Origin of the sequence: Candidatus Palauibacter sp., assembly GCF_965222475.1 — a bacterium.
Taxonomy (GTDB): Bacteria; Gemmatimonadota; Gemmatimonadetes; order Palauibacterales; family Palauibacteraceae; genus Palauibacter.
Genome location: NZ_CBDCUB010000008.1, coordinates 767,593 through 783,738 on the forward strand (window position 1 = coordinate 767,593; position 16,146 = coordinate 783,738).

The following is a 16,146-nucleotide window of genomic DNA, read 5'->3' on the forward strand; positions in this document are numbered from 1 at the left end:
CGGGCCGGCCCGGCCCGGCCGGCAGCCCGTGACCCGAGGGAGTGTGCCAACGTGTATCCCGAACTCTTCACCCTGAACCTGCCGCTGATCGGCGAGTTCACGCTCACGTCGTTCGGACTCCTGATGGCGCTCGCGTTTCTCTCGGGATACATGGTCCTGCGCGCGGAGACCGACCGTCTGGGCGCGGGCCGCGACCTCGCGGCCGACATGCTGATGGGAGCGCTGATCGGCGGCATCGTCGGGGCCAAGATCTACTACGTGCTCCTGAACTGGGACCGCACGGTCGTCGACCCGCTCGGGATGATCTTCTCGCGCAGCGGACTCGTCTGGTACGGCGGCTTCCTCGGCGGCTTCCTCGGCGTCATGTGGGTTCTCGGCCGCCGTCCCGTCGCGCGCGGCCTGGCGGTGGACGCCGTCGCCCCCGCCCTCTCCCTCGCCTACGGGATCGGCCGCCTCGGCTGCTTCCTCGTCGGCGACGACTACGGGCGACCGACCGACTCCTTCGCGGGCATGGCCTTCCCCAACGGGCTGCCGCCCTCGACCGCGGGCAACCTTCGCCGCTTCGGCGCGGAGGTCGACCCCGCGCTCCCCGACGCCGAGGTCCTCGCCGTTCATCCGACCCAACTCTACGAGACGGGGCTCTCGCTCATCATCTTCTTCATCCTGTGGCGGCTGCGCCGACACCCGCACGTCCGGGGGTGGCTGTTCGGCCTCTGGCTGGCGCTCGCCGCGACCGAGCGCTTCATCGTCGAGTTTTTCCGCGCGAAGGACGACCAATTCCTCGGGAGCTTCACGCTCGCGCAGGCGATCTCGATCGTCATGTTCGCCGCGGGCGTGGCGGTGGTCGTGAGGCTGCGCCGCCGGGCGCGAGAGGCGGCCGTGTGAACCGCCCGGCTCCGGTCGGGCTGCCGCTCGCCGGCGGACTGGCGCTCGCCGTCGCGCTTGCCGGGCCGCCCCCGCTAGCCGGCCAGACGCCGACCAGCGAAGACGTGACCCGCCGCGCCGAGGTGCGCGCCCTCTACATCAACGGCAACCAGGCGCTCTCCGACAGCCAGTTGCGCGCGGCCATCCGCACCCGCGACACCGAGTGCAAGAGCCTCCTCCTGCAATTGCCGTTCTGCCTGCTCAGGCACGCGGGGGTGACCGTGGGGTTCGCTCACAGCCGGGCCTACCTGGACACGCTCGCCGTGGCGCAGGACGCGGCCCGGCTGCGCGCGTACTACAACCTGCGCGGCTACTACGAGGCGCAGGTCGATCGCGAGATCCGCAGCGACGGCCGCGAGGCCCGCGTCTGGTTCATGATCGACGAAGGCCCGCCGACCCTCATCGACAGCCTCGTCGTCCGGGGATTGCCCGAGACCCTCCCCCCGGAGCAGGCTTCCGCCGTCCTCGGCCTGGCGAAGGGAGATCCCTTCGATCAGCTCCGGCTCCGGGTCGGCAAGGACAGCCTCGTGCAGATGCTCCGCCGTCAGGGGTACATCGAGGCGCTCGTGCTGGAGGAGGGCAGCCGCGTCTACGGCGGCCCCGCGCGGGTGGAAATCGACGTGCACCCCGGCCCCCGCTTCCGCGTGGGCGAGGTCCGGATCGAGGGCGCCGAGGCCCTCGGCGAGAATGTGGTCCGCGACCTCTTCCCGCTCGCCCCGGGGCAGTACTACAACCAGGAGGCGGAACAGGAGGGCCAACGGAATCTCTTCGGCCTCGAGGCCGTCCGCTTCGCCTCGATCCGCCAGGAGGACCCGTCCCCGCCGGACGGCGCCGCGCCGGGGCGCGCGGCGGCCGACTCGACGATCGACCTCGTCGTCCAGATCACGCCGGCCGCGCCGCGGGCCGCGCGCGGGGGGGTGGGATGGAGCACCGACGCCTGCGTGCAGGCCGAGTCGCAGCTCACGCACCGCAACCTCCTGGGCGGCGCCCGCCGCCTGCAGCTCACGGCCCAGCTCTCGAACCTCTTCGCCGGGGAGCTGGGCGGCGCCTTCCCATGCTCCGACGTCGGCACCGGCGCGGAGTTCCGGAAGCTCAACTACCTGCTGCAGACCGAACTCATCCTCCCCGTCGTGTTCTCGGGCGAGAACAGCCTCCGGGCGCGACTGTTCATCGAGCGCGAGACGATCCCCGACGTCTTCATTCAGGAGGCGCTGGGGGCCGAGATCGGGATCACGCGCCGCCTGAGCCGCACCATGACGGCGACCCTCTCGTACTCGCCCACCTACACCGGCTTCGGCGAGCAGTCCGCCGACATCTTCTTCTGCGTCAACTTCGGCTTCTGCGAGGTCGAGGACATCGTCACCGTGACCCGTTCCCGGTGGCTCGCGCCCCTGACCCTCGGGTGGGTCTGGAACCGGACCGACGACCCGCTGCGCCCGACCCGCGGCTTCTACGTCACGGCCGAGGCCGAGGGCGCGGCCCGCAGCACAGGCTCGCAGTACAAGTACGTGCGGATCGTGGGCCAGGCCGCCGGCTTCTTCGAACTCGAGCCCGGCCTCGTGGTGGCCGCCCGCGCCCGCAGCGGCATCGTCCGCTTCCCCGGCACGCGAATCTTCACGCCCGGCGCGTCCCGGGCCGACCGCCTCGTCCACCCCTCGCGGCGCTTCTTTGTCGGCGGCCCCCAGAGCGTCCGCGGCTTCGGTCAGAACCTCCTCGGCCCGCGCGTGCTCGTTGCCGACGCGCTCGAGGACTGTCCGGGAGGAGATTTCGAGGCCTGCGTCGAGCGCCTGGCGGCCGAAGACCCCGGCGCCTTCGACCAGCGGCCGAGGGGTGGCGACGCCGGCCTCGACATCAGTCTCGAGCTGCGCAGATACCTGAGCCCGCAGTGGGGTCTCGTCTTCTTCGCCGACGCGGGCAGCGTCTCCCAGAACCTGACGGAGCTGAAGAACGTCGTGTGGACGCCGGGGATGGGACTGCGGTTCACGAGCCCGATCGGTTCCATCCGGCTCGATGTGGGCTACAATACAACGTATGCGGCCGAGTTGCCGGCGATCGTATCCCTGCAGGACGGGACCTTGATACAGATGGACGAGCCCGTGCGATTCGACCCGTTCCGGTTCGACGACCCGGCCCCGCTGCGTGAGATCTGGCGCCGCTTCCAGATCCACATATCGATCGGAGAGGCGTTTTGACCTCCGACGCACTGCCCCCGCCCGAAGAGACGCCGGCCGCGGAGCCGACGCCGGAGCCCGCGCGCCGCCGCCGCCGGCTCGCGCTTCCCGTGATCGGGGTCCTGGGTCTGCTCGCGCTCGGGACCGCGTACTTCGTGACCCGGACCGCGCCCGGTCGCGACGCGGCGCTCTCCCTCATCGAGGAAGCCCTCGCGGGAAGCGTGAACGGCGAGGTCCGGATCGGCCCCGCGCTCTCCGGCAACGTCGTCACCGGCCTCACCCTCTCCCGTTTCGAGATCCTCGACGCCGATAACTCGGTGTTCCTGGCGCTCGACACCGTCACGATCGCGTACGACCCCCTGGCGCTGCTCCGCCGGCAGCTGGAGATCCGGCGTCTCCACGCAAGCGGTCTCGACCTGCAGCTCACGCAGTACCCCGACGGCCGCTGGAACTTCGACCGTATCTTCGCCCCTACGCCCCCGGCCGCCGATCCGGCCGCCGACCCGGCCGCCGACCCGGCCGCCGACCCGGCCGCGGCCTCGCTGGCGCAGGCCGCGAACGGCGGCGCGCTGAGCCTCCTCTTCCGCAACCTGACCGTGGCCTCCGGCCGCATCCGCATTCGCACCCCGTTTACCTCGAGGATGAGCGGAAGCCAGCGGGCGCGCGCGCTACGGGAGGCCCGCAGCGGCACCTCCCCGTGGGCCCTGTTCGAGACCCCCGAGGGCGAGTTCGACAACCTGTACGAACTCTCGAACGTCCGCGGGCGCCTCCCCCTCTTGCGTGTCTCGGATTCGGCCGGCCCGCTCCTGATCGAACTCGAGAACCTGAGCGGCACGCTCCTCGCCGTGCGCCAGCCGCTCCAGCTGGAACGCCTCAGCGGGAGCCTCACGCTGGGGGACACCGCCCACATCTCCATCGAACGGTTCGAGACGGATCGCTCCGTGGTGCGCGGGACCGGGTGGATGGCCGGGGCCGATCCCGTGCGGCACCGCTTCGAACTCGAAGCCGAGCCGATCGATGTCCGGGATCTGCGCTGGATCCCGATCGACCTCCCCGAAGCCGGCGGCGGGCCGATGCGAGTCGACCTCTACAGCCGCGGCGCGACCACCGTCGTCGACATCTCGAACGGCGATTTCCGGACCGGCGAGACCCGCCTCACGGGCGGCATGGCCCTCGCCCTCGGTCTGCGCCCCAGGTTCGAGAGCCTCGATGTGCGGCTGGCCCCCTTCGACCTCGAGAGCCTGGACCGCCTGCCGGGTCGCGAGTCCGCGCCCGCCGGCAGCGAGGGGTGGGCCCGCGGCACCATCCGGGGCTCCGGCTACATGGACGACCTGAGGGTCGACGCCGATCTCACCTTCGAGGCCCCCGGGCCGACGCTTGGGGCGGCCCCCGGGGCGGAGACGCTCCCCTCCCGCCTGCGGGCGCGCGGGGGCGTCGCCTTCAACGCCGAAGCCGGTGCCGACACCGGAGCCGAGGCGATAAACCTGGGGCTCCGCGGGCTCGAGGTGACGCTCGAGCGGTTCGAGCCGCGCTGGACCCGGCTACTCGGTATGGATCTGGAGGTCGGCGGACGCTTCGATGGCACCCTCACGCTGGATCGCGATGCGGGCGGGGCCGTGGACTTCGTCGGCGCGGTGGATCACCTGTCGTCGGCGGGCGACTACTCCCGTTTCTCGGGCGCCGGGAGGTTGGACCTCGACGGGTCGGGCGTCGAAGCGGCGCTCGACGTGAACCCCCTCTCCCTCTCCCTGCTGCGGCCGTGGGCGCCCGGCGTCGAACTCGCCGGCAGCGTGACCGGGCCGGTCCGGGTCAGCGGGGTCCGCGAGGCCCTCGGCATCGACGCGAGCCTGGACTCCGACCTCGGCGGCCTCACGCTCGACGGGGAATTCGACCTCGCCTCCGAAGAGTTGCGCTACGACGCGCGGATCGAGGGGACCGATCTCTCCCTCAACGAGTGGATCGAGGGCGCCCCCGCGTCGCGGCTCGCCATTCGCGGACGCGTGGCGGGAGCCGGCGTCGACCCCGCGACGCTCGAGGCCGCCTTCGACTTCGACATCCTCTCCTCCGCGGTTGATCAGGCCGAGATCTTCGACAGCCGCGTCCGCTTCGACATCGCGGACGGCGTGGCCACGATCGACAGTCTCTACCTCGCCTCCGACGTGGGGACGCTGCTGGCGCGCGGCAGCCTCGGGCTCACGGCGGGGCGCGAGGGACGGCTCGACTTCGAGGCGGACGCCGCCGACCTCTCCGACTGGGACCGCTGGTTCGTGGAAGAGATCCCGGGCGCCGCCGCGGCGGAGGCCGGCGAGCCACTCTTCGACACCATCGAGGCGGTGCTGGGCGGCCCCGGGCGCGGGACGCCCACCGAAGGGCTCGAGGGCCGGCTCACGGCGCGCGGCCGGGCGACCGGCCGCTGGGGAGATCTCGCGGTCGCGGCCGACGTCGAGGCTGTCGGGGCACGGTTCCGCCGCTACCGGGCCGACCATATTCACGCCCGCGTCGAGCGGTTCGACCCGATCGGCAGGGACGCCTTCGACGCACGGCTCACGGCCACCGGCGCCGAACTGAACGGCCGCCCGCTCGACTCGCTCTTCGTCCACCTCGACCGCAAGGCCGCCGAAGCCACGGGCGCCACCTTCTACGCGCGGCGGGATTCGAGCATCGAGGCCTCCGCCCACGCCGATGTGACCAGCGGGGCTGTGTGGAGCGCCGGTCTCTCCGAGTTCCGCCTCCGCCTCGGCAAGCTCGAGTCGCGGCTGGCCCGGCCCGCGCGCCTCGTGTACTCCGATTCCGGGCTCGTCGTGGACGACCTGTGGCTCGAGGGCCAGCTCGGACGCCTGCGCGCCAACGGAGCGATCCCCGCCGCGGGGGACGGGGAACTCTCGCTCGAGCTGTTCGGCTTCCGCATCGACCAGCTCGGCTACCTCCTCGCGGAGACGCCGGCCGTCGGCGGGACGCTCGGCGGCTCCGCCACCATGCGCGGCACCCTCACCTCCCCCACGTTCGAGGGGACGCTCGACATCCTCCGGCCCTCGGTCCGGAACCAGACCTTCGAGGCGCTCAACTCCCGCTTCCGTTACGCCGGCCAGCGGCTCGAGGGGGCGATCGATCTGGTCGACGCCGGCCAGCGGCTCGGCCGGCTGGGCGGCTCCATGGCGACCGACCTCTCCCTCGTGGACGTCGAGCGCCGTCTCCTCGACGACCCGTTCGACCTCGACCTCACGGGCGACCGACTCCCGCTCGCCCTCATCCAACTCTTCGTGGGCGGGCTCGAGGCGGTCACCGGCGTGGCGGCCACCGACCTCGCCCTGCGCGGCTCGCCCCGCCGACTCCGCTACACCGGCGACGTACGCCTGATGGACGGGCGCGCGTGGGTACCGGACCTCGGCGTCTGGCTCACCGATGTCCGCGCCGGGGCCGAATTCCGCAACTCCTCCGTGGCCTTCGTCGACTCTATCCACATCGCCTCGGACCTGGGCGGCTGGGCGCGCGCGCGAGGTACGGTGGACATCGCCCGGATCCGGGACGCGGTCTTCGACCTGGACTTCGAGACGACCGCCTTCCACGGCGTGTCGCGGCCCGACATGACGATGGCGGTGGCGGGCCCCGGCCGGCTCTCCGGTTCCTACACCGCCCCCAGGGTCACGGGCGACTTCGTCCTCACCGATGGGGACCTGGGGCAGGACGAGTTCCTGCGGGCGCGGGGGATCTTCGACCTCCGCGACGCCCCGATCCGCGACCTCCTCGACGCGCAGGCCGCGAGCGAACGCCGGATCGTCCAGCGGTTCCGGAACCCGTTCCTGGAGAACCTCATCGTGGACGCGCGCATCGCCCTCGGTCCCGAACTCTGGTTGCGGTCGCTGCAGATGGACGTGGAACTCGTGTCCGAGGGACTCGATGTCTATCTCAACCGCGGCACGGACTCCATCTACGTGATGGGCGAGGTGGGGATTCCGCGCGGCACCTACCGGATCGAAATCCCGCCCTACGTCCGACCTCTGCGGATCACGAACGGGGCCATCCGGTTCGTCGGAGATCCCGACTTCAATCCGGACCTCGACATCACGGCCGAGTATCGGAACCGCACCATCGACGGCCCGGTGATCGTGGAGGCCCACATCGCGGGCCCCCTGCGGGAGTACGAACTGCTCCTGACCAGCAACCCGCCCATGGGCGACACGGACCAGTGGTGCCTGCTCGCGGTAGGGACCCCGTGCTACCGCTCCGCCGACCGGCAACTGGCCGGGCGGCTTGTGCAGGAGGGCATCCTCAACACGGTGAGTTCCGGGATCAACGCGGCGTTCGTGGGGACGACCGGCCTCTCTTACTTCAACCTCACGTCGATCAGCGCCGGCGGCCCGGGGGGCGTGGCGGCGAACCGGAACGTGTTCGAGCGCACCGCGGTGGAGTTCGGCTGGTACGCTAGCAACGACCTCTTCCTCTCGTTCTGGCAACCGCTCGGTGGCGGACCTCCGCGCGCGACCCTGGAGTGGTCGTTCCTCCCCAGCTGGTCCGTGGAGGCCCGCACCGCGAGCCGCTTCGACGAGCGACTGTTCGGTCTCGCGTGGGGGACGAACATCGCCAACGACCGCACGTTCCGGCTCTTCCTGTTCCGGGAGTGGGCACTGGGCGGCGGTCCCCCGTAGCGGATGTCAGGCCCGTACCCGTATCCCGACTCGGAGCGCTTCCTCGTGCTCCTCAACCCCGGCGCCGGAGGCGGCGCGACCCAGCTGGAGTCGCTCCGCCGGCGGGTGGGTGGCGCCTTCGCGGCGCGCGGCGTCCCCTTCGACCTCTTCGAGGCCGCGGGTCCGGAGGAAGGACTCGAGGTCGCGCGCGCCGCCGCCGAGCGCGGCTACCGGGCGATCGCCGCCGTGGGAGGCGATGGCACCGTCAGTCTGGCGCTGCGCGGCGTCGCGGGAACCCGGGTGCCCGTCGCGATCATCCCCTTCGGAACGGGCAATCAACTCGCCCTCAACTTCGATATCCCCGCTTCGCTGGAGGACAGCGTCCGCGTCGCCGTGGAAGGGAAGGCGACCGAGATCGATCTCGCCCGCGCGAACGGAGAACTGTTCGCGCTCATGGCCGGCGCCGGACTCGACGCAGAGATCATGGCCGACGCCACCGCCGAGCTGAAGAGTCGTCTCGGCTTCGCGGCCTACCTGTACAGCGGCCTCAAGAACGTCATCGGCCACCCCGCCGCAAACTTCCGGATCATCGCGGACGATCAGGAGGTGAAGGTGAAGGCGTCGATGGTCCTGCTCGCGAACGCGAGCCAGCTCGGGGCCGGCCCCCTCCCGGTGGAGTTCAGGATGGCGCCCGGCGCCTCATTCCAGGACGGCCTGATCGACGTTTGCATCTACGCCCCGCGGAACCTCCCCGAGGTCGCCCGTCTCCTGTGGCGCGTGTCGAGAAACCAGCTCGGCGGCGACGATCAGATGATTTTCTTCCAGACCCGCCGCGTCCGAATCGAGGCCGACCCGCCCGTGGCGATCGAAATCGACGGCGAACCCCGCGGCGAGACCCCCATCGAAGCCGAAGTCGCCCCGCTCGCCGCCCGAATCCTCGTCCCCCGGTAGCGGCGGCGGCTCTCTCCCTCAAGCGGCGATCTCGAACTGTCCCCACAGGACCCAGAGCGCCCAATCCAGGTCCAGCCGGTCCCCGTCCCACTTGGCGGTCGCCGTCCAGGGGTTGATCCCCTGCTGCCGGTGCCAGCGCCCGAGCCCCGCGTCGGTCGTCCACGGCGCCTTCACGTCGTCCCGCGCCGGAGGGACCGCCGGGACGATCCTTCCCTCGGGGTCTCGGAAGTGGGCCGCGCCCGCAGACCCCATCTCCACTCGCCAGCCGCCCTCGTGCACCGTCCGGTGATGGAACCGGCATAACAGGATCAGATTGTCGAGCGCCGTCTCGCCCCCCTCCGCCCACGGGATCGCGTGGTGGGCCTGCGTGTAGCGCGACCCGCAGCCGGGAAAGCGGCAGCCCCCGTCGCGCACGTCCAGCGCCTTGCGCAGCCGCCAGTTCACCGTCCTCCTCCGGCGGCCCACGTCGAGCACGGAGCCGTCCAGTCCGCGCTCGACCCGCACCGCCTCCGCGTCGCACGACAGGCGCCGGGACGTTCCCGCGGGAACGCATGAACCGTGCTCGGTGGCGACAACATCCGCGTTCCCGGCCACGGTGTGGACGACCAGCTGTACCTGCGCCTCGGTACGCTCCTCGAGCCAGGCCCCGAGGGCGTCGTGGTTCCGCTCCAGCGGAGTCCGCGGGAGCCTGAGGGGGGCCGGCTCCCAAGCGGCCTCCGTCTCGGCCTCCGTCTCGGTGGCGGCCTCGGCCTCCCGTTCGGCCTCCAGCTCCTGGCGGTAGAGTTCGTCGCCGGCGGCGTCCAGCGCCTGCATGAGGAGGGCGCCCACCTCCGGCAGGATCCGGCCCCGGATCCGGTACATGCCGTCGTGGTCCACCTGGACCGAGAGATGGCGGCGGTGCGCGAGCTCGGACTCGCCGTCCCATCCGACGGCGGCCGCGGCCTCCGCCGACCGCTGCGCGCGCACGAAGCGCTCCACCTGGCTCGCGGTGTGGCGGAGGGCGAAGTCGACCAGCCGCTCCTCGTTCTCCGGCGTGACCGCGCGGGTCAGGGCCCGGACCTTGGACCAGGAGAGTCGCCCCCTCTTCATCTCGGCGGCGGTCAGGGGAAGCTCGGCGAGGCGGCGGGCCACGCGCACCCGCTCACGGGCGGGCCCGGTGCTGATCCCGGTGCGCCAGGAGAGCCAGTGGGCGCAGGAGCGCCAGCCGCTCCAGCGTTCCTCGCGGTCGAAGCGGTGGAGGAGGGACAGGAGCCGGTACTGGCCCGCGTCGAGGTGGGCGCAGAGTTCGGCGATCTCGTCGCCGAGGGGGTCGCCGGGCGGCTGGCGGGGGGTATCGTGCAGCATGGTCTTCCATCCGGGATTCAGGGTTGAGGGCACGCGAACCTGTCGCTTTCGGTCCAGTTTCGGTTCGCATCTCAACCAGATCTCAACGCCGGGATCTCCCCGTCGCGCCTCTCCGGCCAACGGCCTCCCGCGGTTTTCGACAGCGGTCACACGTTCCCGCGGGAACGTCCGCGTCGCCCGGCGAGGCGTCGGCTGGCTAGCGGGGATAGATGAGGTAGGGGCGCGCGAGGGCCTCGAAGGCGGCGACGTCGGCGGCCCATTGCGCGGTGATCCCGTCGAGCGTGGCCCCGCGCTCGATCGCGAGGCGGAGGCGGTCCGTGCCGGCGAGGCGGTCGAAGTGCGGCTCCCTCCACGCCCACTGCGAACCCGACAGGCGACGGGCGACGAGCAGGGCGGCGATGGCGGTCCGCACCGGATCGTAGGCGGAGCGGTCCGACACCGTGAGGCGGATGCCGGAGACCGTCTCCCCCGCGAACTTGCGGTCACCCGGCGACTCCGGCGCGAAAGTGGCCGCCGCGATCTCGACCCCCGGCAGCCCCGCGTGCTCCCGGATGCCCGCGGCCCACGCTTCGCCATCCAGCCACGGGGCGCCGAGGAGTTGGAACGCGGCGTCCGTCCCGCGGCCGACGGAGATGTTGGTGCCCTCGAACAGGCAGGTGCCTGGATAGTGCGCGGCGCTCTCGATCGAGGGCATGTTCGGCGACGGCGCGATCCAGGGCAGCTCCGTGTCGTCGAACCAGCGGTCGGCGGACCAGCCGGCGGCCGGGACCACGTGCAGTTCCACCTCGACACCGAACTCCCCGCGGTAGAGGCGCGCGAGTTCCCCCGCCGTGAGCCCGTGCCGCACAGGCACCGGATACATGCCGACGAAGCTCGCGAACGCCGGGTCGAGCACCGGCCCCTGCACGAGCCCCCCGATCGGATTCGGGCGATCGAGCACGATCACGGGGACCCCCGCGCGCCCCGCCGCCGTCATCGCGCGCGCCATGGTGGAGACGTACGTGTAGTAGCGTGCGCCGATGTCCTGGAGATCGAACGCGAGCACGTCGATTCCGGCCAGCATCTCCTGCGTCGGCGCCAGCGTCTCGCCGTAGAGAGAGTAGATGGGAAGCCCCGTCGCGGCGTCCGTCTCGTCGTCGATCGCGGTGCCGCCGACCTCCGTCCCGCGGATCCCGTGCTCCGGAGCGAAGAGCGCGACGAGTTCGGCCCCCTCGTATTGATGAAGGAGATCGATCGAACTCGTGCCGTCGCGGCCCACCCCGCTCCGGTTCGTGATCAGCCCCACCCGCCGCCCGTCGATGAGATGAGATGAATCGGCGAGCAGGACCGCGACCCCCGGCCGAACCTCCGGCGTTCCCCCGCACCCGACGAGGACCCACGCAGCGAGAATCGCGCGCGCGGCCGGGTGCCGCCCCACAACCCGCCGTGTAGGTTCAGGACGGCGAACGGGACATGGGGGACACGGGGAGAGGGCGGAGGCCGACATGCTGCCGAGACTAGGGACGAAAAGCAGCCCCCGAAAGCCGGCGACCTCTCTTCCGGCGCTCGCGCTGGGGCTGGCGGCCTGCGCCTCGGTCGCGGTCACCGTCTTCAGCTGCGCCACCGCTCCCGGCCCGGCCGGCTCGAACCCCGCCGCGCGGAACCCCGCCGCGCAGGACCCCGCCGCGCAGGACTGGGTCGAGGAGACGCTCGCCGGCCTCAGCCTGCGCGACCGCGTGGCGCAACTCGTCATGGTGTGGCTGAGCGGCGGCTACGCGCCGGCCGGCGACGAGGAGTTCAGCCGCGTCGAAGCCCTCGCGCGCGACGACGGGATCGGCGGGATCGTGATGTCGCTCGGGACCCCGCTGGGATACGCATGGCGCCTCAACCGGCTGCAGGCGGACGTCCGGATCCCGCTCCTCGTGGCGGCCGACTTCGAGTCCGGCGCCGGCTTCCGCGTGAGCGGGATCTACGCGCTTCCCAACATGCTCGAGATGAGCGGCGCGACGGTGCTGCCTCCGGCGATGGCGCTGGGTGCGGCGGACGACGAGGACCTCGCCCGCATCGCCGGCAGCCTCACCGGCATGGAGGCGCGGGCCCTCGGCGTGCATCTCGCCTTCGCGCCCGTGCTCGACGTCAACAACAATCCCGCCAACCCCATCATCAACACGCGGTCATTCGGGGAGGATCCCGAGCGGGTGGCGGCGCTGGGCGCGGCCTTCATCCGCGGCGCGCGCAGCGCGGGACTCCTCACGACGGCCAAGCACTTCCCGGGTCACGGGGACACCGGCACCGACACCCACGTCGCGCTCGCGGTGATCCCCGGCGACCGCGCGCGGCTCGACAGCCTCGAACTCGTCCCCTTCCGGCGGGCGATCGAGGAGGGCGTTGATGCCGTGATGACGGCCCACGTCGCTGCGCCCGCGATCCTGGGCCCGGGGGCGCCGCCCGCGACGCTGTCTCCTTATTTCATGACCGAGATGCTACGCGGCGACCTCGGCTTCGACGGCGTCCTGTTCACCGACGCGCTGGACATGGCCGCGGTCGCCGACGGCTACGGGGACGGCGAGGCCGCCATCCGCGCGCTCGAAGCGGGGGCCGATGTGCTCCTCATGCCGCGCGAGCCGCTGCGCACCATCGCGGCCGTCGAGGGGGCGGTCCGCTCCGGACGGCTCACCCCCGAGCGCATCGAGGCCTCCGCCCGCCGCGTGCTGACCCTCAAGGCCCGCGCCGGCCTCCACCGGGGGGCGCCGCCGGTCGACGCGGACCGCATGCGGACGCGCGTCGGGACGGAGTTCAACCGGAGTGCCGCCCGGACGATCGCGTCGCGCTCCATGACGCTCGTCCGGGACGAGGACGAGGCGATCCCGTTCGACGCCCGCGCGACGCGCTCCGTCCTCTCGGTGACCTTCGCCGGCGCGAACGACCTCGCCGCGGGCCGCGCCTTCGACCGCAAGCTGGGCGAGACCGTGCGCGTCCGCCGCGCGCGCGTCGGCTTCGACACGCACCCGGCCGTGTACGATTCGCTGCTCCGCCGCGCGCGGGCCGTCGATGCCGTGACCCTCTCCGCCTACGTCCGGCCCGGCGCCGCCAGCGACACGACCGATCTCCCCGAGGAAGTCCGCGGTTTTCTGGAGGCCGTCGACGCGAGCGGGAAGACGACCGTGCTCGTCTCGTTCGGGAGTCCCTACCTGCTGACGTCGGTGCCCGATGCAAAAGCGTACCTCCTCGCGTGGGGCGGGGGAGAGGCGTCGCAGGAAGCGGCGGCCGAGGCGCTCCTCGGAGAACCGACCCCGGGGCGGCTCCCGATCTCGCTTCCTCCGTGGCACGCCCTCGGCGACGGACTCGGGAGCGGGCTCCGGCCGCTCGCCGACGCCGATCCGGAAGCCGATCCGGAAGCCGACATGCCGCGGGACGCCCACGCGGCGTTCGAACCCTTCACGGGTGAGACCCGGCCCGTGGTCGTGGGGCGCGTGCGCAGGCCTTGGGAGGACGAGCCCGGGAACGCGGGGATGGACCCGGACTCGCTGGCGCGCGTGGACCGGCTCATCGAGGCCGCGATCCGGGACGGGACGACGCCCGGCGCGGCGCTCGTCGTGGGCCGCGGCGACCGGATCGTGCGGCTGCGCGCGTACGGCCGCCTCGACTGGGCGACGGCAGCGCGCCAGGTGAGTGATTCGAGCCTCTACGATCTGGCCTCGCTCACGAAGGTGATCGCGACCACGACGGCCGTCATGCAACTCGTCGATGGTGGGGATCTGTCGCTCGAGACGCGGATCGGCGAGCACCTCCCCGAGTGGTCGACCGGCTGGAAGCGCGACGTCACCGTCCGTCAACTGCTCACGCACCAGGGCGGTCTGCCGCCCTTCCGTCCCTTCTGGCGCTCGCTCGAGGGGGAGGCCGAATACCGCGAGGCGATCGCCGCGCTCGAGCCCGACCATGAACCGGGGGAAGAGACCGTCTATTCCGACATCGGACCGATGACGCTCGCCTTCCTCGTGGAGGAGATCACCGGACAGGCGTTCGACTCCTACCTGTACGAGTCCGTGTTCCGTCCCCTGGGGATGAGGGAGACCTGGTTCAATCCCCCCAACTCACTCCGCGGGCGGATCGCCCCCACCGAGATGGACACCGTGTACCGGCAGCGGCACGTGATCGGGGAGGTACACGACGAGAACGCGCACGCGCTCGGCGGCGTGGCGGGACACGCGGGACTCTTCTCCACCGCGCAGGACCTGTCCCGGTTCGGTGCCTGGATCCTGGCGGCGGCCCGGGAAGGGCGAGATCTCGCCCCCGCGGCGCGCCCCGCCCCCGCGCGCCTTGCGGTGACGCGGTCGCCGAGGCTCGGCTCGCCCTCGCCGGAAGTTGTCGCGCAGTTCGTGGCCCGGGCCGCCGCCGGATCCAGCCGGGCGCTGGGGTGGGACACGCCGTCCGGGCGCTCCTCGGCCGGAGACTACCTCGGTGAGGAGGCGTTCGGGCACACCGGGTTCACGGGGACGAGCATCTGGGTGGACCCCGAACTCGATCTCTTCGTCGTCCTGCTCACGAACCGCGTGAACCCGACGCGGGCGAACCAGAAGCACATCGCGCTCCGGCGGGCGGTGCACGATGCCGTCGCGACCTCGATCCGGGACCAGGAGGTGCGCCCCCGCGGCGCGGAGCCGGGCGACCCGCGGTTGCAGCCGGACTCCTCGACGTTCCCGCGGGAACGCTGAACTCCGTCGATCTGCTGATCCTCGTCGTCTATCTCGGCGGGGTCACGGCGTGGGGGGCGTGGCTGGGGCGGGGGGCGCGCGGCGGCGAGGAGTACTTCCTCGGGCGGCGCGACCTTCCGTGGCTCGTCGTCCTCCTTTCCGTGGTGGCGACGGAGACGAGTACGCTCACCTTTCTGTCGATTCCGGGGATCGCGTACGGCGGGTCGCTCGCGTTCCTGCAGATCGCGGTCGGCTATGTGCTCGGGCGCATCGCGGTCGCCGCGTGGCTCCTGCCCGCGTACCACGAGGGGCGGCTGCGGACGGCCTATGAACTGCTGGAGGCCCGCTTCGGGCCGGAGACCCGGCGCTTCACCTCCGCGATCTTCATGGTCACGCGCCTCCTCGCCGATTCCGTGCGGCTGTTCGCCACGGCGATTCCGCTCACGCTGGTCACGGGCTGGCCCCTCGTCACCTCCGTGCTCGCGATCGGGGCGCTCACCTTCATCTATACCTTCATCGGCGGCATCCGCGCCGTCGTGTGGGTGGACGCGTCGCAGATGGTCCTCTATCTGGCCGGCGGCCTCATCGCGCTCGTCGTGCTCGGCCAGGCCGCGCCCGGCGGGTGGCCCGACATCCTCGCCCGCGCGGCGGAGGCCGGGAAGCTCACCGTGATCGACCCGGCGCTCGACTTCGGGCGGCCCTACACCCTGTGGGCCGGGCTGCTGGGCGGCGCCTTCCTCTCCATGGGCTCCCACGGCGCGGACCAACTCATCGTCCAGCGCCTCCTCGCCTGCCGCGATCTCGCCGCCAGCCGCCGCGCCCTCGTCGGCAGCGGCTTCGCCGTCCTCTTCCAGTTCACCCTCTTCCTCTTCGTCGGCCTCGGGCTGTGGGCGTGGTACGACGGCGCCGCCTTCGCCCGTTCGGACGAGATCTTCGCCCGCTTCATCGTCGAGGCGCTCCCGGCCGGCGTCCGCGGCCTCCTCATCGCGTGCGTATTCGCGGCCGCCATGTCCACGCTTTCAAGCTCGATAAACGCGCTGTCCTCGACCACCGCCTACGATTTCTGGGCCCGCGCCGGAGCCGCCGCCGGAGCGGACGAGCGCCGCATCCTCCGGGTGGGGAAGATCGCGGCGGCGGTGTGGACCGTCCTCCTCGTGGCGGCGGCGATCGGGTTCATCCCGCAGAGCGAGGAGAGCGCCGCCGTCGAGGTGTCGCTGGGGATCGCGTCGCTCGTCTACGGCGGGTTGCTGGGGGGCTTCGCGCTCGCCCGCTTCTCGCGGCGGGCCACGAGCGGCTCGGTCCGGCTCGGGATCGCGCTCGGGATCGCGTCGGTGGCCTGCGTGTGGATGTTCGGGCGGGCCGCCGTCGCCTGGCCGTGGTTCGTGCTCATCGGCGCTGCGGTCACCGTGGCGGTGGGACTCTTCGCCGGCCGACGCCCGCGGCGCTCCTGAACGGCCG

Annotated in this window: 8 protein-coding genes; 6 read left to right on the forward strand and 2 right to left on the reverse strand. The window is 72.1% G+C overall.

Going from position 1 to position 16,146, the window contains the following annotated elements; all coding sequences use genetic code 11:
* Positions 1 to 51 precede the first annotated feature (51 nt).
* The 4 genes from ACOQPP_RS18805 to ACOQPP_RS18820 are packed head-to-tail and all read left to right on the forward strand — an operon-like array spanning position 52 to position 8,671.
* Positions 52 to 885: a prolipoprotein diacylglyceryl transferase gene (locus tag ACOQPP_RS18805; RefSeq protein WP_420637159.1), complete on the forward strand. Its 834-nt coding sequence runs from the start codon at positions 52 to 54 to the stop codon at positions 883 to 885.
* A complete protein-coding gene (locus ACOQPP_RS18810; protein ID WP_420637160.1) occupies positions 882 to 3,116 on the forward strand; it encodes a BamA/OMP85 family outer membrane protein in 2,235 nt (744 codons plus the stop codon). Before ACOQPP_RS18805 ends, ACOQPP_RS18810 begins: the two co-directional genes overlap by 4 nt.
* Positions 3,113 to 7,741 (forward strand): translocation/assembly module TamB domain-containing protein, encoded by a 4,629-nt coding sequence (locus tag ACOQPP_RS18815; protein WP_420637161.1) that lies wholly within the window; start codon positions 3,113 to 3,115, stop codon positions 7,739 to 7,741. The genes ACOQPP_RS18810 and ACOQPP_RS18815 overlap by 4 nt, the downstream gene beginning before the upstream one ends.
* 3 nt (positions 7,742 to 7,744) lie before the next feature.
* A complete protein-coding gene (locus ACOQPP_RS18820; RefSeq protein ID WP_419167247.1) occupies positions 7,745 to 8,671 on the forward strand; it encodes a diacylglycerol/lipid kinase family protein in 927 nt (308 codons plus the stop codon).
* An 18-nt stretch (positions 8,672 to 8,689) separates the two neighbouring features.
* Here the strand turns inward: ACOQPP_RS18820 and ACOQPP_RS18825 are convergent, their stop codons facing one another.
* Both ACOQPP_RS18825 and ACOQPP_RS18830 read right to left on the reverse strand, forming a co-directional pair.
* On the reverse strand, positions 8,690 to 10,015 hold the full coding sequence (locus ACOQPP_RS18825) for a DUF222 domain-containing protein (protein ID WP_419167246.1): 1,326 nt from the start codon (positions 10,013 to 10,015) through the stop codon (positions 8,690 to 8,692).
* A 196-nt stretch (positions 10,016 to 10,211) separates the two neighbouring features.
* A complete protein-coding gene (locus ACOQPP_RS18830) occupies positions 10,212 to 11,432 on the reverse strand; it encodes an exo-beta-N-acetylmuramidase NamZ domain-containing protein (RefSeq protein WP_419167245.1) in 1,221 nt (406 codons plus the stop codon).
* Positions 11,433 to 11,499: 67 nt separating this feature from the next.
* Between ACOQPP_RS18830 and ACOQPP_RS18835 the strand changes: the two genes are divergently transcribed.
* Positions 11,500 to 14,709, forward strand: coding sequence for a glycoside hydrolase family 3 N-terminal domain-containing protein (locus ACOQPP_RS18835; RefSeq protein ID WP_420637162.1), 3,210 nt, complete (start codon positions 11,500 to 11,502; stop codon positions 14,707 to 14,709).
* Positions 14,710 to 14,771: 62 nt separating this feature from the next.
* The gene (locus ACOQPP_RS18840) at positions 14,772 to 16,139 is read left to right on the forward strand and encodes a sodium:solute symporter (protein WP_420637392.1); all 1,368 of its coding nucleotides are present in this window, start codon (positions 14,772 to 14,774) and stop codon (positions 16,137 to 16,139) included.
* Positions 16,140 to 16,146: the final 7 nt, after the last annotated feature.